This window comes from Brevibacillus choshinensis (assembly GCF_001420695.1).
GTDB lineage: Bacteria > Bacillota > Bacilli > Brevibacillales > Brevibacillaceae > Brevibacillus > Brevibacillus choshinensis.
Genome location: NZ_LJJB01000007.1, coordinates 47531 through 71374 on the forward strand (window position 1 = coordinate 47531; position 23844 = coordinate 71374).

21 protein-coding genes and 1 other annotated feature are annotated in these 23844 nt (G+C 49.2%); of the genes, 18 read left to right on the forward strand and 3 right to left on the reverse strand.

The window, feature by feature from the left end; genetic code table 11:
• Nucleotides 1-24: 24 nt before the first annotated feature.
• The 8 genes from AN963_RS00275 to AN963_RS00310 all read left to right on the forward strand — a co-directional run bounded on the left by AN963_RS00275 (nt 25) and on the right by AN963_RS00310 (nt 9494).
• On the forward strand, nt 25-1209 hold the full coding sequence (locus AN963_RS00275; RefSeq protein WP_055742575.1) for a M20 family metallopeptidase: 1185 nt from the start codon (nt 25-27) through the stop codon (nt 1207-1209).
• Between the two features lie 57 nt (nt 1210-1266).
• Nucleotides 1267-2457 carry an MFS transporter gene (locus tag AN963_RS00280; protein WP_055742576.1) on the forward strand — a complete coding sequence of 397 codons (1191 nt, stop codon included), beginning with the start codon at nt 1267-1269 and terminating at the stop codon, nt 2455-2457.
• Nucleotides 2458-2676: 219 nt separating this feature from the next.
• Entirely contained in the window at nt 2677-3408 is a 732-nt protein-coding gene (locus AN963_RS00285; RefSeq protein ID WP_055742577.1) for an IclR family transcriptional regulator, read from the forward strand.
• 18 nt (nt 3409-3426) lie between these two features.
• The gene (locus AN963_RS00290; protein ID WP_055742578.1) at nt 3427-4791 is read left to right on the forward strand and encodes a dihydroorotase; all 1365 of its coding nucleotides are present in this window, start codon (nt 3427-3429) and stop codon (nt 4789-4791) included.
• A gap of 36 nt (nt 4792-4827) precedes the next feature.
• Entirely contained in the window at nt 4828-6024 is a 1197-nt protein-coding gene (locus AN963_RS00295; protein ID WP_055742579.1) for a Zn-dependent hydrolase, read from the forward strand.
• A gap of 73 nt (nt 6025-6097) precedes the next feature.
• Nucleotides 6098-7495, forward strand: coding sequence for a YfcC family protein (locus AN963_RS00300; protein ID WP_055742580.1), 1398 nt, complete (start codon nt 6098-6100; stop codon nt 7493-7495).
• 28 nt (nt 7496-7523) lie between these two features.
• Nucleotides 7524-8084, forward strand: coding sequence for a UbiX family flavin prenyltransferase (locus tag AN963_RS00305; protein WP_055742581.1), 561 nt, complete (start codon nt 7524-7526; stop codon nt 8082-8084).
• Between the two features lie 39 nt (nt 8085-8123).
• Entirely contained in the window at nt 8124-9494 is a 1371-nt protein-coding gene (locus AN963_RS00310) for a UbiD family decarboxylase (protein WP_055742582.1), read from the forward strand.
• Between the two features lie 335 nt (nt 9495-9829).
• Here AN963_RS00310 and trpS read toward each other — a convergent pair whose 3' ends face one another.
• Nucleotides 9830-10819 carry a tryptophan--tRNA ligase gene (gene trpS, locus AN963_RS00315; RefSeq protein WP_055742583.1) on the reverse strand — a complete coding sequence of 330 codons (990 nt, stop codon included), beginning with the start codon at nt 10817-10819 and terminating at the stop codon, nt 9830-9832.
• A 78-nt stretch (nt 10820-10897) separates the two neighbouring features.
• Nucleotides 10898-11157, reverse strand: a binding site (T-box leader).
• A 155-nt stretch (nt 11158-11312) separates the two neighbouring features.
• Here trpS and AN963_RS00320 point away from each other — a divergent pair.
• From AN963_RS00320 to AN963_RS00335, 4 genes are all read left to right on the forward strand, one after another.
• The gene (locus AN963_RS00320) at nt 11313-12632 is read left to right on the forward strand and encodes a helix-turn-helix domain-containing protein (protein ID WP_201783695.1); all 1320 of its coding nucleotides are present in this window, start codon (nt 11313-11315) and stop codon (nt 12630-12632) included.
• Nucleotides 12633-12695: 63 nt separating this feature from the next.
• Nucleotides 12696-13499: an extracellular solute-binding protein gene (locus tag AN963_RS00325; protein ID WP_055742584.1), complete on the forward strand. Its 804-nt coding sequence runs from the start codon at nt 12696-12698 to the stop codon at nt 13497-13499.
• 133 nt (nt 13500-13632) lie between these two features.
• On the forward strand, nt 13633-14862 hold the full coding sequence (locus AN963_RS00330; RefSeq protein WP_055742585.1) for a Zn-dependent hydrolase: 1230 nt from the start codon (nt 13633-13635) through the stop codon (nt 14860-14862).
• Nucleotides 14863-14891: 29 nt separating this feature from the next.
• Nucleotides 14892-16079 carry a M20 family metallopeptidase gene (locus AN963_RS00335; protein ID WP_055742586.1) on the forward strand — a complete coding sequence of 396 codons (1188 nt, stop codon included), beginning with the start codon at nt 14892-14894 and terminating at the stop codon, nt 16077-16079.
• 69 nt (nt 16080-16148) lie between these two features.
• On the opposite strand, the gene AN963_RS00340 is transcribed toward AN963_RS00335, so the two are convergent.
• Nucleotides 16149-16721: a MerR family transcriptional regulator gene (locus AN963_RS00340; RefSeq protein WP_055742587.1), complete on the reverse strand. Its 573-nt coding sequence runs from the start codon at nt 16719-16721 to the stop codon at nt 16149-16151.
• A gap of 240 nt (nt 16722-16961) precedes the next feature.
• Between AN963_RS00340 and AN963_RS00345 the strand changes: the two genes are divergently transcribed.
• Nucleotides 16962-17141, forward strand: coding sequence for a DUF2642 domain-containing protein (locus AN963_RS00345; RefSeq protein WP_055742588.1), 180 nt, complete (start codon nt 16962-16964; stop codon nt 17139-17141).
• A 154-nt stretch (nt 17142-17295) separates the two neighbouring features.
• On the forward strand, nt 17296-17991 hold the full coding sequence (locus tag AN963_RS00350) for a metal-dependent hydrolase (RefSeq protein ID WP_055742589.1): 696 nt from the start codon (nt 17296-17298) through the stop codon (nt 17989-17991).
• Nucleotides 17992-18051: 60 nt separating this feature from the next.
• On the opposite strand, the gene AN963_RS00355 is transcribed toward AN963_RS00350, so the two are convergent.
• Nucleotides 18052-19332, reverse strand: a complete 1281-nt coding sequence (locus tag AN963_RS00355; RefSeq protein ID WP_407922534.1) for an amidohydrolase — start codon at nt 19330-19332, stop codon at nt 18052-18054.
• 222 nt (nt 19333-19554) lie between these two features.
• Here AN963_RS00355 and AN963_RS00360 point away from each other — a divergent pair, with 222 nt between their 5' ends.
• Genes AN963_RS00360 through AN963_RS00375 form a run of 4 tightly spaced genes read left to right on the forward strand, consistent with a single transcriptional unit; the run spans nt 19555 to nt 23816 of the window.
• A complete protein-coding gene (locus tag AN963_RS00360) occupies nt 19555-20415 on the forward strand; it encodes a MurR/RpiR family transcriptional regulator (protein WP_055742591.1) in 861 nt (286 codons plus the stop codon).
• A 13-nt stretch (nt 20416-20428) separates the two neighbouring features.
• Nucleotides 20429-21466, forward strand: coding sequence for a serine hydrolase domain-containing protein (locus AN963_RS00365; protein WP_055742592.1), 1038 nt, complete (start codon nt 20429-20431; stop codon nt 21464-21466).
• Between the two features lie 53 nt (nt 21467-21519).
• Nucleotides 21520-22824: an ABC transporter substrate-binding protein gene (locus AN963_RS00370; protein ID WP_055742593.1), complete on the forward strand. Its 1305-nt coding sequence runs from the start codon at nt 21520-21522 to the stop codon at nt 22822-22824.
• Nucleotides 22825-22877: 53 nt separating this feature from the next.
• A complete protein-coding gene (locus AN963_RS00375) occupies nt 22878-23816 on the forward strand; it encodes a carbohydrate ABC transporter permease (protein ID WP_055742594.1) in 939 nt (312 codons plus the stop codon).
• The last annotated feature ends 28 nt before the right edge of the window (nt 23817-23844 follow it).

Here is a 23844-nt window from a genome sequence, read left to right on the forward strand (position 1 = left end):
GAATGACAGACGGAGGTAGGAAGTGTGAATACGACAAAAGAAAAACTATATAGAACAGTAGACGACTTGAGAGAGACCATTCTTGCCATCAACGATTTCATTCATGACCACCCTGAATTGGGAAACGAGGAATTCCAAGCGGTTGAACTTTTGACCCATACATTGGCGAATCACGGCTTTCAGGTAGAAACAGGGCTAGCAGGATTAGAAACGGCATTTTCCGCCATCTATCAAAATAGGCAGGGCGGGCCTGTCATCGGTTTATTATGTGAATACGATGCACTAGAAGGACTAGGACATGGCTGCGGCCACAATCTGCAAGCGGCTTCCATCACGGGTGCAGCAATCGCGCTGGCTCGGAATTTAGGGGACATACCGGCTACGATAGCCGTCTATGGTACACCAGCCGAGGAGACGACGAGTGGAAAGCTGCCTATGATCAAAGCAGGCGTTTTCGATCAGTTGGATGTAGCGCTCATGATGCATGGGGGAGACCGTACGACAGTAGATGGGAAATCACTGGCGATGAACATGGTTGAATTTGTTTTTGAAGGAAAGGCGGCCCACGCAGCGGTTGCTCCGGAAAAAGGAATCAGCGCGCTGGATGGAGTCCTCATGATGTTCAATGCGATTGAATACTTACGAGAGCATGTGCGGACGGACGTACGCATTCACGGTGTGATTACCGATGGGGGAGTCGTGCCGAACATTGTCCCTGATCGCGCAGCAGCTCAGTTTTACATCCGTGCAGCGGATCGCCCTTATCTGGACACGGTGGTGGAGCGGGTATATAATGCAGCACGTGGAGCTGCCCTCGCTACGGGAACACAGCTGTCGATCAATGAATTGAAGACGTGTGAAAATAAAATCAATGTGGAAACCTTGAACAAATTAATGCTGGAAAATGCGAGAGAGGCAGGGATCCAGGAAATATCTCCTCCTCGAACAAGCACGGGCTCCACCGATTTCGCCAATGTTACCTACCGAATCCCAGGGGCGTGCTTGCGTGTGCAGTTTGTCCCCTTCGGAACTTCCAGCCATTCAAAGGAATGGGTGGCTGCAGGATTGAGCGACGAGGGCCATGCAGCCGTGCTGTTGGCGGCAAAATCTTTAGCAGGTGTCGGGTATGACTTGATCGTCGACCCATCCGTCTTGTCCGAGATCAAAGAAGATTTCCACAAAGCGAAAGAAGCACTGTTCGTATCATAGAATAAGTACCGTACAGGTTTTGTCTCATGTTTCCACAAACGTTAGGGGATGTACCCGATGAGCTGGAAAAGAAATGCGCGAATCCTCTGGATCTGCAATTTTATCATCTCGGGTTCGATGAGTATGATCATGCCATTCCTCCCGCTGTTTTTGATGGATATGGGAGTACCTCATGGAAAAGAAGTCAGTATGTGGACCGGGATGATCTTCTCGGCCACTTTTTTATCCGCAGCCATTATGGCGCCGTTGTGGGGAGCCTTTGCAGACAAATATGGGCAAAAGGCAAATCTAGTGCGAGCAGGCATTGGGATGGGGATCATCAATCTTTTGATGTTCTTCAGCTCGACGCCTTTATACTTGTTGGCCCTGCGGTTTGTGTACGGTTTTTTCTCCGGATTTATTACGGTCTCTTACTCCTATTTATCGAAAACGACACCAAGGGAAGATCTCGGAAAAGCGCTAGGGTTTCTGTATACAGGTGGCATGAGCGGGGGGATCATTGGACCGTTGTTCGGAGGAGCGCTGTCTGATTGGTTTGGCTATCATACAGTATTTGCTGTCACCGGAGGAATGATGATCGTGACCGTTTTGCTGGTCAAATGGTTCCTGCCGCCTGACAGGATAGAAGCAGCCCCTGGGGATATGCAAACAGGCTCTTTTCGCCAAGTATTCGCAAACCCCAATTTGACCATCCTGTTTTTTGCGACATTTGCCATTCAGACGGCCACGATGAGTACCAACTCGATGATGTCCATCTTCGTCAAATCAATCGTGGGTGAAGTCAATAACCTGGCATTTCTCGCAGGTCTGGTCACTTCGATTACGGGCGTGGCAAACATCATCGGTTCGCCTTTGCTCGGACGCTTGGGAGATCATTTCGGACAGAGCAAGGTGCTCCCCATCATCATGTTCTGCACGGGATTGGTCATCCTGCCACAGCTGTGGACGAATTCCATCTATCCCTTGTACGCGTGGAGGTTCTGTCACGGACTCCTGCTGGGAGGAATGCTGCCTTCTATTCAGACGTTGATCAAAAAACGGTCTGCCGACTTCATTTCTGGAAGAGCGTTCGGAGTCAATTCCAGCTTTCAATTTCTGGGCAATCTGATGGGACCGTTGATCGGTGGGTTTATTGCGGCACAGTTTTCTGTATCCTATGTATTTGTTTTTGCCGGTGTCGTCCTCATGGTAGGAGCTGTCATCGTGAAATGGAGAATCCCGTTGCGAGAGAGCAAAAAAGCAGCGTGAGAAAGCCTCATCCGCCAAGGAGGGAGGCTTTTTTTTTGTCGCTTATTTTCTGGCAAATGAAAAAATGAGTTGTGTTTTTGAAGCGCCATACGCTATAGTAAAAACATAAAATTTAATAAATGATAATCAATTATCAAATATTGATAATGGTACATGATTCTTTCATGTGCTAATCTGTTAGGAGGGATATTTCTAGAAGAAAGAAGGATAAGCATACCGATGAGCGCTGAGAAAACATTAGACATTTTGGATTTATTCGATTTTGACACTAGAGCGTTGAGCGTTCCGCAGATCGCTGATCAATTGGGTCAGCCCCAAAGCTCCGTTTACCGTCACTTGCGCCTGCTCAAAGAAAAGGGTTACGTCATGGAAGCTGCCAATGGCTACTACAGCCTGGGATACCGCTTTTTAAAACTGGCGAAAATCGTTCGTTTGGACATGAACATATCTGCCATTGCCCAACCCGTCATGAGACAGCTGACCAAAGAAACAGGGGAAACTTCGATTTTGTTGGTGCACTCCAATCTGCAAGCTGTTTGTCTCGAAGCAGTTCCCTCTCACCAACCGATCAAGGTTTCATCCGAGCAAGGACAAATTGTCCCGTTATACGGTGGAGCTTCTTCCAAGGCTTTGCTGGCTTATTTGGGAGAAGAAGTCCTCGAAGGCTTGTTTACCGAGGGACATATCCGCAAACATACGGAACAGACCATCACGGACCTGGCTAGTCTGAGAGCAGACCTCGATGACATTCGTGACAGGGGCTATGCATTCTCTGACGGAGAAATCGATGAAGGGGTAGTGTCCTACGGTGTACCTATTCTTGATTCCAATGAGCAGGTAGCTGCATCTTTGAGTATTGCCGGACCACGCGACCGCATGCTCGAAAAGGACGGAGCAGAACTGGTTGCCCATTTGAAATCAGCAGCGGAGTCGATCCAGCGCTATCTGTAAAGATAGGTGGGAGACGAAATGGAAAAGTACGATTTGGTAGTACGAGGAAAGATTGTTGGCGAAGATCGCGTGATACAGGGACAGATCGGGGTAAAGGATGGGAAAATCGCAACCATCCAGCCTATGGAAGCGGAACTACATGGAGACAAAGTGCTCGATTTTGAAAACGCTTATGTTTTCCCAGGCACCATCGATGTGCACGTTCACTGTTTCAGCAACCCAAAAGAGGGTTTCATTCCCACAAGCATGTCCGCGGCAGCAGGTGGCATCACGACTTTTTTAGACATGCCCTACGACCTGCCGAATCCCATTTCCAATGTAGAAATCTTTGAAAAAAAGGTGCAACAGCTCGAACAAGAAGCCGTGGTAGACATTTGCTTGTGGGGAACGATCGCCAAAACAGGCGGGACCGAGCAGATCATTCCACTAGCCGAAGCAGGCGCCGTTGCTTTTAAAATGTCTACCTTTGAAACGGATGCGTATCGCTTTCCACGCATTCCTGATCCCGAGATCCTCAAGGCGATGCAGCTGATTGAACAGACTGGCTTGCGGGCAGCCTTCCACTCGGAAAACGACGAAATAATCGTAGACATGATCGATGAATATAAGCAGGCAAATAAGGTGTATCCAAAGGCGCATAACGAGACCAGACCGCCCCTCACTGAGACGAGTGCCGTGCTCAAGCTGATGGAGTTCGCGTATTGGACAGGCGTAAAGCTGCACATTGTACACGTAAGCCATCCGCGGACGATTGATTTGATTCAACTGTTCAAACAGCAAGGTGTACAGGTAACAGCAGAAACTTGCTATCCTTACTTACTACTCGATGTAAGCGCTTTAGATAAGTTCGGTCCGAGAGCGAAAAACAACCCGCCGCTTCGTCAGCCAGATGAAGTAGCAGGATTGTGGAAGCACATTGAGCGTGGAAACATCGATCTGGTTTCCTCCGACCACGCACCATGGGGCCTGGAACATAAGGAACCTGGCAACGATAATATCTTTCTATCCGCTTCCGGGATGCCTGGCGTCGAGATCATGACTCCGCTCATGTTTGATGCAACCGTAGCGAAAGGGAAATGTACTCCGATTCAGTTTGCCAAGATTATGGCGCAGCATCCAGCCGAAGTATTTTCTATCCCTGGAAAAGGTAAAATTGCCGTCGGGTATGATGCCGACTTTGCTGTCATCGATCCCGAGGCGAAGTGGGTAATCGATGAGAACCAATTCCATTCCAACTCTAAACTGACACCATTTCACGGCAAAGAAGTGCAAGGAAAGATCATTCAAACCATTGTCCGTGGCACGACCGTTTACGATGGCACCGATGTAACCGTCAAGCCTGGTTTCGGAAAATTTGTAGCTGGTGCTGCTGCGAAACAATGATTAGCAATGAAAAGCCTTGTCTGGGGGGAGCCGAATATGCAAGATCTTAGGATTAATTTAGATCGTGTGAAGAAAAACTTACAGACCGTAGGATTAGTAGCAAATTCAGGTCAAAGGGGATATACAAGACTCGCTTATTCTCAAGAAGAAAAGAAAGCACTTCATTGGCTCAAGAGGGAGTTGTCACAGCTTCCTGTAACCGTTTGCGAAGACAATATAGGCAACGTATTTGGCAGATGGGGTGATGTAAATCGACCCGCTATCGCATTCGGTTCTCACCTTGATACCGTTCCTGAAGGAGGTCTTTTTGATGGAGCATTAGGTGTCATCATTGGGCTTGAGTGTCTGCACACCTTGATTGAAAATCAATATAAACCCGAAGTACCACTGGAATTAATTTGTTTTGTAGGGGAAGAAGCCAATCCTCTTGGAGGGACTTTTGGAAGTCGGGCAGTAACCGGTTTGCTTGAGTATTCAAAAGAACTGGAATTGAAGTTGAAAAAAGTCGGCTATACATGGGAGGATGTTGTCGCCTCGAAACGAACGAGCAACGACTATCGCTGTTTCCTTGAGTTGCACATAGAGCAGGGGGGTGTACTCGAAACAAACGACAAAAAAATAGGTGTCGTAACATCTATTGCAGGAATACGAAGACTATTTGTTCAGGTACATGGTCGGGCTAGCCATTCAGGAACAACGCCGATGTCTCTTAGAAAAGATGCTTTGGTGGATGCATCCAGACTGGTCCAAAAAGTAAATGAGCTTGCCGTACAAGCGAAAGGCGATATTGTAGCAACTGTTGGTGAACTATCTGTTTTTCCAAATCTCGCAAATGTTGTGCCGGGAGAAGCAGAACTGATGATTGAAATTCGCGGCAGTAAGCTAGACGAAATGATGACCTTGGAAAGGTCCATTCGAGATTGGATCGACAAAAATATGGACGCCGAAATATCGGTAGCTGTGCAAAAGGATCCAAGCCAAATATCCGATACGATCCAATCATGTATCGAGGAGATTTGTCGCAGCTCACATATTCCTAGTCAATCTATGTTCAGCGGAGCCAACCATGATGCGAATGCAATGAACACAATAACGGATGTTGGGATGATTTTTGTACCAAGCAAGGATGGTATTAGTCACCATCCGGACGAATTTACATCATGGGAGGACATTGAGGTTGGGGGAAATGTTATGTTAAAAACGCTCCAGAGTTTGACTAGGAAGTACACGTGATAGTTTATAGATCCTCATTTTCGGACTTGGTAAAAAACTACAAAGAGGTTCTCTCTTTCCTGAGGTGGGTAAAATGAGCCGTCAAAAATTTGCAAAGTTGAGCTTCCCCAACGGATTTGTCATCTTATTCTTGATCATTCTGATTACCTGGATAGCGACATATATCATCCCTGCCGGTGAATATGCGAGTAAAGTCGTGAATGGAAAAACAGTGATTCAACCTGATAGTTTTCGGTTTATTGAATCGACCAATGTTGGATTTTTTGATGCCTTGAAAGCTATTCCAAAAGGCATTGCAGATGCAGCCACGTTAATTGTCATGATATTTATCATCGGCGGCGCCATTCGGATTTTTGATGGATCCGGCGCAATCAAGGCAGCAATCTACCGAGTGTCGGATGCAATTGGACGGGAAAAAAGCGAATGGTTGCTAGCCGTTTTAATGTTGTTTTTTGGTTTTCTTGGTGGATTTCCAGCGATGCTGGAATCGGCTATTCCCTTTGCGCCAATCACGATGGGGATTGCATTGTCGCTAGGATATGACAGAGTAGTTGGCATGTCTGTGCTCTTTCTCCCTCTTATTGCCGGATGGTCATCAGGCCCGACTAATGCCTTTTCAGTAGGAGTAGGCCAAACAATAGCTGAACTGCCTTTATTCTCTGGATTTGGCTACCGATTCTTCATTTTCCTTGTTTTTATGGCGATCACGATCTTCTTTGTTCTTCGTTACGCTAAAAAAGTAAGATTAGATCCTACCGCCAGCCTTGTATTTGAATCCAGTTCCCATTCGGAATATGAACTGGAAGAGGAAAAGGAAAAGGTCCCATTCACCAAACGTCATGCAGGTGTCCTTATCACTCTACTGGGTATCATAGCAGTTGTTTTATACGGTACATTTAATTGGAACTGGGGTTTAGTGGAGATGTCTGTTGCCTATTTGCTCGGAGGGATCATTGCGGGCATCCTGGCAGGTTACAATGCAAATAAAATTTCTGAAGAGTTATTGGAAGGCGGAAAGTTAATATTTGTTGCCGCTATGGCAATAGGACTAGCCCGGGCAATCCCTATCATTTTAGAACTGGGGAAGGTGAAAGATACCGTTATCTCAGGATTCGCTACTATTTTACAAGGCTTACCGGAGACGCTTACTGCTATTTGCATGTTTTTTGCCCAAACCTTAATCAACCTATTTATCCCGTCCAGCAGTGGGCAAGCCATGGCGACATTGCCGATCATGCTGCCCCTTTCCGATATCGTAGGGCTGAGTAGACAAATAGCCATCTTGACCTTTCAGCTAGGGGATGGCCTCACACACATGTGGTTCCCGACAGCTGGAGCTTTAATCGCGTTACTCGCGTTCTCTAAAATTTCTTACGGAAAATGGCTGAAATTTAGTACTCCTTACTTGGCAGCTATGTGGTTGGCATCGATTTTATTAATTACGGGTGCAGTTTTTATTGATTTCCAATAAAACATAACAACTAAGACAGGTGGAAAATATGAAAATTGTGGTTGGGATATCCGGCGCAAGTGGTGCAATCTATGGGATTAAAACGCTAGAAGTATTGCATCAACTGGGAATTGAGAGTCACGTTGTCATAAGCAATGCAGCAGAAAAGACCATTCAACACGAGACTTCCTATACGATCGATCAGGTGCAGCAATTAGCCACGCAATTGTATAGTCAGGAGGATATTGGCGCTGCGATTTCGAGTGGTTCGTTTAAGGTTGACGGGATGATTGTCGCGCCATGCTCAATCAAAACGTTATCGGCTATTGCGAATAGCTACAACGATGAACTGATCACTCGTGCTGCAGATGTTCAGCTAAAGGAACGAAGGAAACTGGTATTAATGGTAAGAGAAACACCGTTAAATTTGAGTCATTTAAGACATATGACCCTAATTACAGAAATGGGCGGGGTGATCCTGCCCCCAGTTCCCTCCTTTTATCATAAACCGAAAGATTTAGATGATATAGTTAGCCAAAGCGTTGGAAAAGCTCTTGATCAATTTGGCATAGACGCCAAACTTTTCGATAGATGGAAGGGCATGAACTGACATTTTGCCCAAGAGAATGAATAATCAGGAGGGGTATCAATGACAGCCATCGGACAAGACATGAGATCGGCTCTAGAAATATTGCAAAGAGAAAATCGAATAACCCGTGTTGAAGGAAGTGTGGATACGAATTTTGAACTCGCAGCTGTTCTTGCTCAATGTCCTGGCAGATCAGCCGTAATTTTTGAGAACGTAGAAGGTTACTCTGTTCCTGTTGTGGGGAATCTGGTGGATCGTAAAAATTTCGCCCTAAGCTGCGGGATTGATACAAGTCTAGAAGCATCCCTGAATTATATTAATAAGGGAATAGAAAATCCCATTACCCCTCTAGTAGTTGAAGAGGCACCTTGTCGCGAACAAATAATTACAGAGAACGTTGATGTATTGAAAACAATTCCGTGTACCACCTTTTTTGAAAAGGAAGCGGGGCGATACATCAGCGCTGGAATTATTATTGCAAAAGACCCTGAAACCGGGAAGAGAAACGTGTCCATGAACCGCCTGTTGTTACTTGGACCAGACAAGCTGATGATCGGCATGTCGCCCAGTCATCACTTGCATCATTTGAAGGAAAAGGCGCAAAAGATCGGAAAAGCTCTTGAAGTCTCTATTGCGATCGGTAATCATCCCGCTGTTTTGGTAGCTGCGAATGCCTACGTAGATTTGGGTTTTGATGAGTTCGAAATTGCAGGTGGAATGTTTGGAGAGCCGCTGAAATTGTCAAAAGGAGTAACCGTTGATGTGGAAGCTCCAGCTGGTGCCGAAATCGTGATTGAGGCTGAATTCATCCCGGATGAGTTATACGAAGAGGGATTAGTATCGGAATTTCACGGGATGTATGTAGATTACGGGAAAAGCCCTGTACTGCGTGTAAAAGGCATTACACACCGAAATAATCCTTATTACCAGGTGATATTGCCAGGAAGATACCATGAGCATTTTATCATTGGCGCTATGGCGATTGAAACAACTGCATTACGGAATATACGCACAGCAGTGCCTGGGGTCAAGAATGCCTATATAACAGAAGGAGGGATGGGACGGAGCCATCTTGTTGTCTCCCTCTCAAATCCTCGACCTGGTGAGGGACAAAAAGCGGTGTTTGCTGCATTTGCCCACTGCAATTTGATTAAACAAGTTACGGTTGTTAATGATGATATTAATATTGATGACCCGGTTGATGTGGAATGGGCTATTGCTGCACGGATGAAGGCTGATCAGGATATTTTCATTATTCCGAGAGTTAGAACAGACCGAGCAGAAGCTCTAGTGAAAGAAGGAACAGTAGCAAAAATAGGAATTATAGCACTGAGGGACGCGAATGCGTTACCGAAAGCAGAAATTCCTGAAGAGGTTATGAAAAATGTGCAGGATCAGTGGGATAAATATAAAATAACTCGACTCTCGTAAAATCATTCTCAAAGAGGCTCTAATGGACAAACGGGTAGCGTACGTCGTTCGTGTTCCTTGCTTCCCCTTTCAACACCTATTTGACAGGTCAAATTCTTATGGTTGATGGTGGTCTGACGAAATTGGTCTAATTCTCCTCCGGTAAGCGGGACGGTTATTGATCGCATGGTCTCGGTGGGACAACTGGTCAGTCCTGGCACTCCCGACAAACGGTAGGCAAAGTGGAGAAAATCTATCCTTTTACCAAGCAGAAAAGACGGGTGGGAGCAATGTCTCCACCCGTCTTTTCTGCTTGTAGCCATGCTCGTTATGAGCTGGCCACGATCTCGCATTCGTTACCCGAGGCGTGCCATACCCATCACTTTTTCCACGCGATGCAGTACCTTGTTGGCCGTTTCGCTCGCCTTCTCGGCACCTTTGGTGAGGATATCGTCCAGCTCGGAAGTCTGGACCAGCTGCGTGTAGCGCTCTTGGATCGGACGCAGTGTCTCTACCACGACCTCTGCCAAGTCGCCTTTAAATGCACCGTAGCCTTTTCCTTCGTACATCGACTCGATCTCTTCCAGCGTTTTTCCGGAGCAGAGGGAGTAGATGGTCATCAGGTTGGAGACGGCAGGCTTTTCCGCTTTGTCGTAGCGAACAGCGCTATCGGAGTCGGTCTGTGCACGTTTGATCTTTTTGGTGATCGTATCCGGGTCATCCAGCATGGAAATAAAGCCGCCCTGATTGGAATCGGACTTGCTCATTTTCTTCGTGCCCTCTTGCAGAGACATGATGCGCGCGCCTGCTTCCGGCAAACGAATTTCTGGAATCTTGAAGACTTCGCTATAACGACTGTTGAAGCGAGTAGCCAGGTCGCGGGTCAGCTCCAGATGTTGTTTTTGGTCTTCCCCTACCGGTACGAAGTCCGTGTCGTACAGCAAGATGTCTGCTGCCATCAGTGGAGGATAGGCCAAGAGACCACCTGGGATGGATTCGCCGCGTCCGTCGGATTTGTCCTTAAATTGAGTCATGCGCTCCAGCTCACCAAGATAGGAGGTGCAGAGCATGATCCAGCCCAGCTTCGCGTGAGCAGGGACTTCCGATTGGATGAACAAGGTCACCTTTTCAGGATCGAGACCGACTGCCAAATACAGGGCTGCCAGACGACGGATGTTTTCGCGCAGGACAGCAGGGGCTTGAGGGACCGTGATCGCATGCTGGTCGACGATGCAGTAGAAACAGTTGAATTCATCCTGCAGCGGAACGAAATGCTTCATGGCTCCCAAGTAGTTGCCCAAGGTCAAAATACCGCTGGGCTGAATGCCGGAAAAAATGGTTTTCATGTGGATGATGCTCCTTTCGATAATCAATATGGCTGGGAAAAAGCCTTAGACAAATACAAAAAAGGTCCATCCGCCCTGGATAGGGACGAATGAACCGTGGTGCCACCCTTGTTATTTCACGCATGAAAAAAGGCATGCGCAAAATCTCTTGTTCCGTACCAATGATACGGTGTCCGATGATAACGTACGGACGTAACGCCAGAGCCTACTGTCGCCCAAAAGCGGGTTCGGTCTGGAGCTCGGAAGCCCATTCAACATCCACTCGACACTGATTCGCACCAACCATCAGCTCTCTGAAGTCTCATCAAATGCCTACTCTTCTTCCTCATTGCCATCAAATGTTACCCTTTGAGCAATCATTTTACCGAGTGAATGTAAAAAAAGCAAGGGGCTACTTTATCGGATTGGACAGTTCGTGAGCAGACCAGCCAAAACATAATCCAGATCCCGTTTCCACACACTCGCAAATTTGCTATCGTAAGAGAAACACCGGATGAAAGAGGGGCACGCATTGAAGCTGCGACTGGGAATCTTGGGTGCGGACGACTCCTTGGCAATCATCGAGTCGGTTACGCGAGAATTTGCGGAATTGGAATGTTTGAAGATCGTCTACTGGAAAGAAGAAGACATTTTTGATTTGATAGAGCCACACATTCACGACGCCGATCTGTGGCTGTTTTCCGGCAAGGTGCCGTACACGATGGTGAGGGATTGGGGAAAAATTACGGTGCCAATGGCCTATGTTCCGCATATGGGAGCGAGCTTGTATCGGACGTTGCTTCATCTGTCCCACCAGTGTGGGATATTGGTCCACGAGCTCAGCTTTGACACGTTTTCTGCGGAGGAGCTGAATCTTTTTCTGGAGGAAGCCGGAATCGAGGGCGGGTACACCTGGCTCAAGCATTACGATGGAGCGATCTCGGCGGAGGAGTTGGCCGATTACCACGAAAAGCTGTGGAAAGAAGGCAAGACCAAGGCAGCGGTCACTTGCTTGCGGACAGCGGATTTGGAGCTTCAGGCACGCGGGGTTCCCGTGCATCGAGTGCTACCGACGAGAGCAGGGGTGCTCTCCATGATTCACATGCTGCTGCGCACGCAAGAGATGCTTCATTTCAAAGACACGCAAATTGCTGTGCAGATGATGGAAATCGATCCGTTTCGCGAGCTTGCAGGAGGCACGTTTGCGACCGACGAGTGGCAAAATGCGGAGATCAAGACGATGGAAAAGCTGCTTCGCTACGCCAAGCATTTGCAAGGCTCACTGAAAACGGCAGGACCTGGTCGCTATGCGATCTTTACGACCCGTGGCAGCTTGCACAACGTGACGAGCGATTATTCGACCGTACCTGATCTGGAGGAAGCTTTTGGGATTCGAGCGGACTGGGTCACCTGCGGCATCGGGATTGGCAAAACTGCCTATGAAGCGGAAATACATGCAGGAACGGCTTTGCTGCACGCCAAGGAGCGCGGGCCAGCCAATTGGATGGTTTTCTTTGATGACAAAAGCATCGTGGGACCTCTCGGTAGCAAGGAACAGATCTCTTATAGCAGTGCGTCCACTCGTCGGCTGCAGAAGGTCAGCCAACAAACCTCACTGAGCGTACTTACGCTATCCAAGCTCGATTCGATCCTCAAAAAACGAGCATCTCAGGAGATCAATGCGCACGAACTGGCACAGTACATGCAGATTTTGCCACGAAGTGCACGCCGCATATTGATCGAGCTGGAAACCAAGGGACTGGCGCAGGTGGTGGGCGAAGAGAGTCCGAATCCACGCGGACGTCCGCGAAAGGTGTATCGAATCTTCATGTAAATCGAACCGCTTTGCTCCTCCTTTCGTTACCTTGTGTGAAAAGACGAACTCAAGGAGGAACACATGAAAAAAACCGTAACCATTGCAGCCATGCTTTCGATCTTACTTTTGGCCACCACAGCAAATGGATATGCCCAATCCGCCCAGAACGATGCTCCGACAGCAGGGACGAGTACCACGAAAAAGGAAGAGGTGGTTTACGTCTATGGCCCAGGAGGTCCGCTGGGGCCGATCAAGGAGCTGGCAGAGCGTTTTTCTAAAACGAACAAGCTGAAGGTGGAAGTGACGGCTGGCCCAGAAGCCAACTGGGTCGAGAAAGCCAAGAAGGATGCTGACGTCGTTTTCGGCGGGTCGGAGTATATGCTGCAGGAGATGGTGCACAAATACCCCGGTCTGATTGACGAAAAAACGCGAACCAGCTTGTACCCGCGAGCTGCTGGCATCCTCGTCCGCAAAGGCAATCCGAAGAAAATCCAAGGATTGCAGGACCTGAGCAAGCCCGGCATCAAAATCATTGACGTGAACGGAGCGGGGCAGCTCGGTTTGTGGGAAGATCTTGCTGGCCGTCAAGGACTGATCCCAGACCTGCAACAGAACATTACTACCTCTGTCAAAAGCAGTGCGGATGCAATTGCTCTCTGGAAAAGCAATTCGGAGCTGGATGCTTGGATAACTTATGAGTCCTGGCACTATCGTTTGACGGACGAAACAGACCTCATCCGTTTGCCGGAATCAGACAAGCTCTACCGTGGCACACCAATCGCCGTCACTCAGACAACGGATAATAAGAAAACAGCCCAACAGTTTATCGCATATCTGAAAACCGAAGAAGCGCATCAGGTTTTTCAAAAATGGGGCTGGAAGTAGGAAGGAATACGCCTTGGCCAATAACTGGCCGGGCGTTTTTCCTTTTCAAAATAGACAGACTACTATACAATTAAAGGACATAACCGTAATTCAACCGTTATTGGTTGGCTTTCGATAGAGGAGGTGTTTTACCATGATCAACGCAGAACGTCTGTGGGACCGATTAATGCAGCTTGGCGCTATCGGTACCCAGGAAGTCGGAGGGATCACGCGACTGTCTTTTTCTCCGGAAGAACGAGCAGCCAAAGATCTAGTCACGGGCTTTATGAAAGAAGCGGGACTCACGGTGCGAGAAGACGAGGTCGGCAACCTGATCGGTCGAAAAGAAGGGAAAAATCCGAACGCACCAGTCGTTCTCGTCGGCTCCCATCTGGATTCGGTTCCAAGTGGCGGCAATTTCGATGGACCTCTGGGTGTGCTGTCAGGTGTTGAAGCGCTACAAACGATGAATGAACAAGGCGTAGAGACGGAGCATCCCATCGAGGTCATTGCGTTTACGGACGAGGAAGGGACGCGTTTTGGGTACGGCATGATCGGCAGCCGAGGGATCGCTGGATTGTTGCAGCGTGACGAGCTCGATTGTCGGGACGAGGCGGGAATATCCATTGCAGAAGCGATGACGAACAGCGGCCTTGATCCAGCACAAATCGGCAATGCAGCAAGAGAGCCAGGCAGTGTAAAGGCGTACGTCGAGCTACATATCGAACAAGGAAAAGTGCTGGAAAGCCGTGGCTTGTCAGTTGGTGTCGTGAGTGGGGTAGCAGGACCTCTGTGGCTGAAGTTTGTGCTGGAAGGTGAAGCAGGCCATGCAGGTGCGACCCCGATGACGATGCGGCGCGACCCATTAGCAGCAGCAGCGGAAGTCATGCTGGTAATCGAGAGAGAAGCGACTCGTCAGGAGATCAGCGTCGGTACGGTCGGAAAGCTGCAGGTTTTCCCAGGTGGTGTGAACATTATTCCAGGGCGGGTGGAATTTACGCTCGATCTGCGGGACGTAGACGTGGCTGTGCGTGATATCGTGGAGCAAGCGATCATGAGTCAGGCAAAAGCAATTTGCGAGAAACGCGGGGTCAAGCTCCAAGTCGAGCTGCTGCAGCGAATCGATCCGGCTGTGTGCTCCGAAAACATTCGCACCGCGATCCGAGAGGCGTGTGCGGCGGAAGGGCTGGAGACGATCACACTCCCAAGTGGAGCAGGTCATGATTGCATGCAGCTTACAGGGCTTTGTCCGGTGGGAATGATCTTTGCGCGTTCACGAGATGGAATCAGTCACAATCCAGCGGAGTACACCAGTAAAGAAGATTGCGGAAACGGGGCTCAAGTCCTGTATCGTACCGTAGTGTCGTTGGCGAACGGGAGATAACGAGAGGCAATTGGAGGAGGAGAACGAAGATGACAGCAACAGCAACGCTCAATCAAGCAGTGGAAGGCATTAAGCAGCAAGTAATCGAATGGCGTCGTTATTTGCATCAGCAGCCGGAGCTTTCCTTTCACGAGGAGAAAACAGCGCAGTTTATTTATGACACGCTACAGACATTCGGCAATCTGGAGATTACACGTCCTACCAAGAACAGCGTCATGGCGCGGTTGATTGGGTCTCAACCAGGTAAGGTGCTGGCGATGAGAGCAGACATTGACGCTCTTGCTATTACAGAAGAAAACAACTTTGAGTTCGTTTCGAAAAATCCTGGCGTTATGCATGCTTGCGGCCATGACGGACATACTTCCATGCTGCTGGGAACGGCCAAGATTCTTTCCGGAATGAAGGACAAGATCAAAGGAGAAGTGCGCTTTTTCTTCCAGCACGCAGAGGAGATCTACCCAGGCGGCGCGGAGGAAATGGTGCAGGCAGGCGTAATGGATGGCGTCGATCTGGTCATCGGGACGCATTTGTGGGCGACGATGGATTATGGTACCGTTGGCATTTGTCCGGGACCGATGATGGCTGCTCCTGATACGTTCTGGATCAACGTGTTTGGAAAAGGCGGTCACGCTGCTTTGCCTCATCAAACGATTGACAGTATCGCGATCGCTTCACAAGTCGTTACCAATTTGCAGCATATCGTCTCACGCAATGCGGATCCATTGGAAAATCTGGTTCTTTCCGTAACGAAATTCGTAGGTGGAACGACACACAACGTCATTCCAGGTGCTGTAGAAATTTGTGGGACGGTACGCAGCTTTGACAAAGATTTGCGCGAGACGGTTCCAAAGCTCATGGAACGTGTAATCAAAGGGATTACCGAGGCGCATGGTGCTACCTACGAGTTCACCTACGAGTTTGGCTATCGTCCGGTCATCAATGACGCTGAAGTAACGCAGCTGATGGAAGAGGTAGTGGTCGAAGCCCTAGGAGCAGAATGGGTCGATCACATGCGCCCGAATATGGGCGGTGAAGATTTCTCAGCATTTATGCAAAAGGCACCGGGTTGCTTCTTCTACGTAGGAGCGGGTAACCAGGAAAAAGGCATTACCTATCCACACCACCATCCTCGCTTTACGATTGACGAGGACGCGCTTGAAGTAGGTGTAAAGATGTTCGTCTATGCGGCCAAAAAAATTGTGATGGAAAACGAGTAATCGTAAAACGAAGTAAAAACTAGACCTCCTGTGGCTACTACGGGAGGTTTTTTTATTTGGACTTTTTGTTTATTGCAGCCGAAACAGCTTGTGCCAAATGGAAGTCTTCCGTTGCTCGTCCTTCATTTTGGCAAGCTCCACCTTGGCATCCATGATGTCATTCATCGCCTTCATCAAGCGTCGATCCCGTTCCTTGAGGTTTGAGCGGATGTATGCTTCCTGATTTTCGACCCGTTCGAGCAATGCCTGATGGGCCGCATCCTGCTGCTGGACATGGACTGCCAGTGCGTGCAGCTTTTCTTCCCATACGTTGTGGCTGACAGGGACAGGGATAGGAGGAGCCAGGGCGACAGCGGTTTCCATACGAGCGGGCAAGGCAACGTCGTGACTGACGATCATGAGAGCGGCTTCCTCCTGAGGAAAAAGCTGATCTTTGGTCAAACGATAAAAACGTTGCAGGGCCGCGACATCCATCTGCCTGTACTCGCGGCGGTTTTGACTATCCCTGAGAAACCAGTAGCCATTCTGCTCCAAGAGCATGCTCCACTTACGCAGTGTACTTGCTCCAATTCCCAGAAGATCGGCTACTTCTCTGCCGCTATAAGTGCGTTCCCTCGCTACCAATTCTATGACATTGCCCATCGGTTACCCCTCCTGTCTTTGACTGAAGAACCTTCTTCATACGGTTTCTTTGCGTTTGGTAGTTTTCCTGTATGGAATCGTGCGACAAATTCCTGCAGTGTTCGTACGAAAGCTGTCTGCATGTCGAGGATACGGAGCAAATGACGGACGGGTACAAGTACATTTTCATGACGTATCCGCATTTGTGCTATGAGGGCAATGCCATTTATACATAGGATGCAGAAAAGGGAGGGATTAACCATGGCATTTAGCGATCAGGCGAGGAAAATGATTGGTACTGATGTATGTGTAGAAACGAGAAAAGGTACATTTACAGGCAGAATGGTTGATGTGAAAAGGAGCACCATCATTATGCGCATTGACAACCGCCGCTCCATTATTCGAATCGCGGAGATTATTGCGCTCCTTTCACTTATTTAACAGAAAATCCTTGGAAAAAGAGCGTCTCAGTGTATTGAGGCGCTTTTTTGTACTTTCTTTTCGCTTCCACTCGATGGTATGGATTTTATTCCCACCCTTCTTCGTGGTAACATGATAGAGGTATTGAAAGATTACGAAGAAGGCAGGGGAAACTATGTTAGATATCAAGTTTCACGGACATTCTTCCGTTCAATTGTCAGTAGAAGGCCATTCCATCATGATCGATCCGTTCATTACAGGAAATTCGCAAGCGGCCACGAAACTTGCAGACATTCAAGTGCAGTATATCCTGCTGACCCACGGGCATATGGATCACATTCTGGATGCTGTTGAACTGGCTCTGGCCAATGACGCGACGATCGTGGCAACACACGAGCTGGCAACGTACTTGAGCTGGCAGGGAGCCAAGACAATCGGGATGAACCTGGGTGGATCGGTTACATTTCCATTTGGCAAAGTCAAAATGACACAGGCATTCCATAGCTCTGCTGTCGTACTCGATGAGCAAAATCAGATTGTGTACATGGGGATGCCAGGTGGTTTCATTATCGAAATCGGCGGAAAAACCGTTTACCATGCGGGTGATACAGGATTATTTGGCGATATGAAGCTGCTGGGCGAACGACATGACATCGACCTTGCTTTCCTCCCGATTGGTGACCTCTTCACGATGGGGCCAGAGGATGCGTTGGTAGCAGCAGAATGGGTGAAAGCAGACTACGTCGTTCCGATTCACTATGATACATTCCCGCCGATTCAACAGGACGGGGAGGCATTCGTGGCGGAGTTGGCTGAAAAAGACATACGCGGTAAGGCACTCAAGCCAGGAGAATCGCTGCATTTATCGTAAGACTAGCGAGTCTGGGAAAAAAGGCCGCCTTTCCTTTGGAGGAAGGGCGGCTTTTTGTGATTACAAACCTTCAACTAGCCGAGCTGAACGGTGTAAGGCTTCCCTTCTGACCTCTTCCCAGGACATGCTCAGTAGCTGGCGTTTTCGCATCAGTATTTGGCCGTTTACGATTGTCGTATCGACGTCCGCTCCGGTGGCGCTATAGGCGATCAAGGAATAGAGGTCGTGGACTGGCCAAAGATGCGGTTTGTTCAGATCGATCAAAATGAGATCAGCTCGTTTGCCTACTTCAAGGGTTCCTACCTCCGCATCGATACCGAGCAGTTTGGCGCTCTCGATCGTCGCCATACGCAGTGCCTGTTCTGCTGGTAGTACAGTAGGATCGCCTGAATCCAGCTTTTGCAGCCACGTTGCTGCCTTCACTTCCGCAAACATATCCAGGGTCGTCGCGCTACCTGCTCCATCTGTCCCCAAGCCGACCGTGACGCCCTGAGAAAGCATTTTCCGCACAGGAGTAATCCCACAGCCGAGCTTGAGATTACTGACAGGATTGTGCGAGACACCGCCTCGCATTCCGCGCAACAGGCGCACGTCATCCGTTGTCAGATGGACAGCATGGGCTAGCAGGACGTGAGTGTCGGAGAAAATACCTAGCTCGTGCAAATATTCCGTAGGGGTCTGATGGTAGCGTGTGCGAATTTTTTCTACCTCCTCCAGGGTCTCGGCCAGATGGATGTGCAGCGGAATGCGTCGGCTCCGTGCTAGTTCGATTACCTCTGTCAATGGTTGCGGAGGGCACGTATAAGGAGCGTGTGGACCGAGCATGGTGGTAATGCGTCCATTTCCGGCACCAGTCCAGTTGTCGATCAAGTCCAATGCTTCGATCATCCGTCGTCCGCCATCGTCCTCCAGGAAGACGAGTCCGCGGGTCAGAGCAGCGCGCATCCCACTGTCCACGACTGCCTGAGCGACCGCATCCATCTGAACGTACATATCCGCAAAGGCAGTGGTGCCAGAGGCGATCATCTCTGCAGCCCCGAGCATGGTTCCCCAGTAAATGTCTTCCTTGGTCATTCGCGCTTCGGCAGGCAGCATCTTTTTGTCCAACCAGTCCATCAGCTTGAGGTCATCTGAAAAGGCGCGTAGGAGTGACATGCTGGCGTGATTGTGCGCGTTAATCAGTCCAGGCATAGCCACCATATCTTTTCCATCAATCACGGTGTCGACCTGCTGATCAATCGATGTTGCGATGTTCGTGATCCGACCTCCTTCAATCAGCAAATCACCGACAAACGGTTTGTCTCCATGCACCATGGTCAGGATGGAGCATCCTTTGATCATAAAGCTTTGCAAGTTTAATTCCTCCTCTTGTCATTACTGGTTCCCAGCGTAAAGCTTGACGCGACGTCAAAGTCAAGTGGAGCTGGCGTGGAATCGTGAGAACAAATCGCCAAATTAGTCATTATCTTTGTTCTTTTGAAATATTGTTTATTAGATAACAATTGACGTAAGAAATAATGCTTCATAAAATGTAGGTAAGTAATGGAGAAAGCGGTGTCATTTATGCTAAATGGAGGTCTAGTCAGTCTACAAGCGATATTGGACGAGTTGAAGCCATCCGAACGCAAGGTGGCTCAGTTCATTTTGAAACAACCAGAAGATGTGGTGAAGCTATCCGTACAAAAGTTGGCGGAATTGAGCGGAGTGTCCGAAGCGACGATCATTCGCCTTGCCCGTTCGTTAAATATGAAAGGCTATCAAGAGTTAAAGCTGCGCATTGCCGGAGATCTGAATAAGCATACCGCCGGAGTGGGCAGCTATCAGGAAATCATGATGGAAGGGACCGTAGAGTCTATCATGCAGGCTGTGAGCTGGAATAATGTTCAGTCGATTCAGGATACGCTCTCTGTTTTGTCGAGTGAGGAAGTAAAGCGTGCGGCCGATGCCCTGTCCCGCGCACGCAAGATCGACGTGTACGGCGTGGGTGCATCTGCAGTGATCGCTGATGATATCAAGCAAAAGCTATCCCGTATCAACCTGTGGTGCGAAGCCTATTCCGATTTTCATGCCCAGCTCACCTCTGCAGTCAATTTGACGGAACAGGATGTCGCTTTCGGAATCTCGTATTCGGGGCAGACGGAGGACATCATTCAGTCGTTGACGGAAGCGAAGCAGCAGGGGGCAACGATCATAAGCCTGACGAAGTTCGGCTCGTCACCGGTAGCGGATTTGGCGAGTATCCGCCTGTTTACCAGCTCCGTAGAAAAAAGCGTTCGCAGCGGCGCGATGGCGTCTCGCATCGCCCAATTGAATGTGATTGATATTTTATTTATCGCCATGGTCAGTCGAACGCAGGAAGAAGTGATCCCCCTGCTAGAGAAAACGAGGTTGGCAGTCAGCCGGACAAAACGCTCATCCAATTGAGGAGGAGAAGGGCATGGACGATGTGAGGGATTTGCTGCAAGGGTGGGTAGATAAAGGTCTGTTGCCGGGTGCGTCTCTGCGGGTCGTGCAGGGACGCCAGATTTGCTTTGCCTGTGATGTGGGAGTGACGAGCATCGAGCGCGCGCGGTCTGTTACGCATGACACTCTGTATGATTTGGCTTCCCTGACGAAGGTAACAGCGACTTTGCCTGCCCTGCTCCTCTTGATGCAAGAGGGGATAATAAGCCCGGATGATGCAATCGGAGGCTATTTCCCCGATTGTCCGGATGACAAGCGCACCATTACCATTACCCAACTGCTTACACATACCTCTGGCTTGCCTGCCGATCTGGAGGAGCGCCGGCGCGATAGTCAGCTCGTCTTGCCGGACTTATTGTTTCGCCAACAACCGTTACAGGAACCAGGGACAAAGGTTGTCTACAGTGATTTAGGAATGATCTGGCTCGGTTTGTTGGTAGAGGCAGTGACAGGTGAGTCGTTGGATAAGTTCGTTTCGAAACGTGTTTTCTCGCCCTTGGGCATGAACCATACTCTTTATTGTCCGAATAATCTGGTTTTTAATGAGGTTGCACACACTGAATTTTGCCAGCTCACTGGCACCTACATCGCGGGAGACGTTCATGACGAAAAGGCGTTTGCGATGGGAGGAGTTGCTGGACATGCTGGCTTGTTCGCCACAGCGGATGATCTATGCCGATACGCGTTGAGCTGGATGTCCGATGAGCATGCCATTCTCGATAAGGCGTGGCGACAGTGCGCTAGTCATTGTCAGACTCCTAGTGGAACAGAGCGCAGAGGATATGGGTGGCAATGTAATGATCCCCATGTTCTGCTGAGCTGTGGCTCCGGTTTTCATCCTGATAGCTACGGTCATACCGGTTTTACAGGAACGAGTATATGGATCGATCCTGTACACGAGTGGGCCGTCATCTTTCTCACCAACGCAGTGCATCTGGGACGCGATCATCAATTGCGGCAGCTGCGGCCAATGATTCACGACGCAGTCACAGCTCATTTATGCAGAGCTTGACTTATAGAGCATGAATCACATCCAGGCACTAGAAAAATGGGGGAGGGTTAGGTATGAAACAGTTTCGTTTTCACGCAGTAGCTTCCGTCTTGCTAGCTGCTGCCATGGCACTTACCGGATGTAGTGGTGGAGGGGATGCGGCAAAGCCCAGTGAGCCAGGGAGCACTCCCAGTGGCAGCCAAGGAGGGGGTACAAAGCAAGTCACACTGTCCATGCATAGCTGGCGCGTGGAAGACACCGAGGGCTACGCCAAGATCATCAAGGCATTTGAGGCAGAGAATCCGAACATCAAGATCGACTTCAAACCATTCAAGGCAACCGAGTACAACACCATTCTAAACACAGCGCTCCAAAGTGACAGTGGTCCCGACATTTTGCAGCTTCGTCCTTATGCCGCGGGCACTGCACTCGCGGGAGCCGGGTATTTGGAGCCGCTCGACAGCTTACCTGGCATCACGAACTTCCCAAAAGATGTCCTCGCAGGAGCCACGGGCAAAGACGGAAAAGTCTACGGAGTGCCGCTTTCGCTCAGTACCACGCAATTCTACTACAACAAGAAAATCTTCGAACAAAACGGCTTGAAAGAGCCAAAGAGCTGGGATGAGCTGATCGCCACCGCCAAAACTCTGAAAGAAAAAGGCATCGTACCGATCTCCTTTGGAGCGAAGGAAGGCTGGCTTCTTTCTCTGAGCCATGGCGTGATTGCACCTGCGAGCTTAAAAGACGGCTACATCGACAAGCTCATGAAGGGCGAAAGCGATCTGAAAAGCCCTGAATTCCTCAAATCCGTCCAGCGCATGCAAGAACTTATCCCTTATTTCCCGGAAAATTATGTAGGACTTGAACTGAATGATATGCGAACGTTGTTTGCTACGGAAAAAACAGCGATGTTTATCAACGGAAGCTTTGAGCTGGAAGGGATCAAGAAGCTGAATCCGGATCTGCAGCTGGATATCTTCCCGATGCCGACGGATGATGGTAAATCGGTCATCACGACATGGGTAGACGGTTCTTACGCCGTGAATGCCAAGTCAAAGCACAAGCAGGAAGCACTGAAGTTCATGGAATTTATGACAACCAAAAAGTTCGCGGAAATGTTCGCCAACGAGTTGAAGATGATCAGTGCCATGCCGGGAGTGCCGCTTCAGGATCCGCTTTTAAATAAAATGGCTGAGCTGTCGCAGTCCAGCTCCACTCCATACTTGATGATCGTCCATTTCTCGGAAGGGAATCCGACGACCAAGAAGACACTGGAGAATTCGCTCCAGGGCATGTACCTAAACAAATTGACGCCGGAACAAGTCGCGGACGAAGTGCAGAAGTCAGCTGCGACCTGGTTTGCACCTTTTAAAAAATAGGCACGCGGGATAGGCGGCGGAGGGAGGGAGCTCCTTTCGCCGCGTCCCTACCATTGGGGGTGGGTACCATCGCAATAGACAGACAAAAGGGGCGAAGAAGCTGGGTGATCCACCTGTTTCCCCTTCCGGCTCTGGTCATTTATGCACTCTTTGTGGTTTATCCGATCTTTTCGGCCTTTACGTACAGCTTGTATGACTGGCAAGGCATCAAGCGCGGCGTATTTGTTGGACTGAAAAACTTTACGACGTTGTTCACCGTCGAGCCATTCAATGAGATGTTTTGGAATGCATTTAGTCACAATCTTCTGTATTTTGTTGTGGAAATGATCGTGCAAAATGGTATTGCCTTCACGTTAGCTTTTTTCATCTATCGAAAGATTCGCGGTGCAGGTTTTTTGAAGGTCGCGTATTTTATACCGCGGTTGCTCTCTGTCATCGTAGTCGGGTTTTTGTGGAAGCTCATTTTTAATCCCAATTACGGCGCGCTGAACACGTTTCTGACCAAGGTAGGCCTGGCAGAATGGGCAAAGCCGTGGCTAGGTGACCCGGATACGGCTCTTCTGGCGATCATCCTCGTCAATTGTTGGTTTGGTGTGGGATTTGCGATGTTGATTTTTTTGGCAGGCCTGCAGTCGATCCCCGAGGAGCTCATTGAAGCGGCGAGACTGGATGGTGCGCGTGGCGTAACGTTACTATGGAAGATCATTCTTCCGTTGTGCATGCCGGCAATCACGATTATGACCATTTTCACATTCATTCAGGCCTTCGAGGCTTTCGAGCTCGTGTATGCCATGCAAGGGTCGATGGGAGAGCCATTTTATTCGACGGATACGTTGGCGGTGTATTTCTACCGGATGGCTTTTAGCAGTGCCGGGGGAGGGGATGTATCAATCGGTCTTGGTTCAGCGCTGGCTGTGGTGCTGTTTCTCATCGTCGCCTCAGTATCAGCCCTCTCTCTCTATTTGATGCGCAAGCGAGAGGTTCAGCATTGATAGCGCTACAGCGTGACACAGTCGCCCA

What these genes read in the sequence shown, in the direction of transcription:
- AN963_RS00320 (WP_201783695.1), top strand. Translation starts at nt 11,313, where the DNA reads ATGAAAGAGGGGCACGCATTGAAGCTGCGACTGGGAATCTTGGGTGCG.
- AN963_RS00330 (WP_055742585.1), top strand. Translation starts at nt 13,633, where the DNA reads ATGATCAACGCAGAACGTCTGTGGGACCGATTAATGCAGCTTGGCGCT.
- AN963_RS00325 (WP_055742584.1), top strand. Translation starts at nt 12,696, where the DNA reads ATGAAAAAAACCGTAACCATTGCAGCCATGCTTTCGATCTTACTTTTG.
- AN963_RS00355 (WP_407922534.1), bottom strand. Translation starts at nt 19,332, where the DNA reads ATGATCAAAGGATGCTCCATCCTGACCATGGTGCATGGAGACAAACCG.
- AN963_RS00370 (WP_055742593.1), top strand. Translation starts at nt 21,520, where the DNA reads ATGAAACAGTTTCGTTTTCACGCAGTAGCTTCCGTCTTGCTAGCTGCT.
- AN963_RS00295 (WP_055742579.1), top strand. Translation starts at nt 4,828, where the DNA reads ATGCAAGATCTTAGGATTAATTTAGATCGTGTGAAGAAAAACTTACAG.
- trpS (WP_055742583.1), bottom strand. Translation starts at nt 10,819, where the DNA reads ATGAAAACCATTTTTTCCGGCATTCAGCCCAGCGGTATTTTGACCTTG.
- AN963_RS00345 (WP_055742588.1), top strand. Translation starts at nt 16,962, where the DNA reads ATGGCATTTAGCGATCAGGCGAGGAAAATGATTGGTACTGATGTATGT.
- AN963_RS00350 (WP_055742589.1), top strand. Translation starts at nt 17,296, where the DNA reads ATGTTAGATATCAAGTTTCACGGACATTCTTCCGTTCAATTGTCAGTA.
- AN963_RS00335 (WP_055742586.1), top strand. Translation starts at nt 14,892, where the DNA reads ATGACAGCAACAGCAACGCTCAATCAAGCAGTGGAAGGCATTAAGCAG.
- AN963_RS00285 (WP_055742577.1), top strand. Translation starts at nt 2,677, where the DNA reads ATGAGCGCTGAGAAAACATTAGACATTTTGGATTTATTCGATTTTGAC.
- AN963_RS00310 (WP_055742582.1), top strand. Translation starts at nt 8,124, where the DNA reads ATGACAGCCATCGGACAAGACATGAGATCGGCTCTAGAAATATTGCAA.
- AN963_RS00300 (WP_055742580.1), top strand. Translation starts at nt 6,098, where the DNA reads ATGAGCCGTCAAAAATTTGCAAAGTTGAGCTTCCCCAACGGATTTGTC.
- AN963_RS00360 (WP_055742591.1), top strand. Translation starts at nt 19,555, where the DNA reads ATGCTAAATGGAGGTCTAGTCAGTCTACAAGCGATATTGGACGAGTTG.
- AN963_RS00290 (WP_055742578.1), top strand. Translation starts at nt 3,427, where the DNA reads ATGGAAAAGTACGATTTGGTAGTACGAGGAAAGATTGTTGGCGAAGAT.
- AN963_RS00305 (WP_055742581.1), top strand. Translation starts at nt 7,524, where the DNA reads ATGAAAATTGTGGTTGGGATATCCGGCGCAAGTGGTGCAATCTATGGG.
- AN963_RS00365 (WP_055742592.1), top strand. Translation starts at nt 20,429, where the DNA reads ATGGACGATGTGAGGGATTTGCTGCAAGGGTGGGTAGATAAAGGTCTG.
- AN963_RS00340 (WP_055742587.1), bottom strand. Translation starts at nt 16,721, where the DNA reads ATGGGCAATGTCATAGAATTGGTAGCGAGGGAACGCACTTATAGCGGC.
- AN963_RS00280 (WP_055742576.1), top strand. Translation starts at nt 1,267, where the DNA reads ATGAGCTGGAAAAGAAATGCGCGAATCCTCTGGATCTGCAATTTTATC.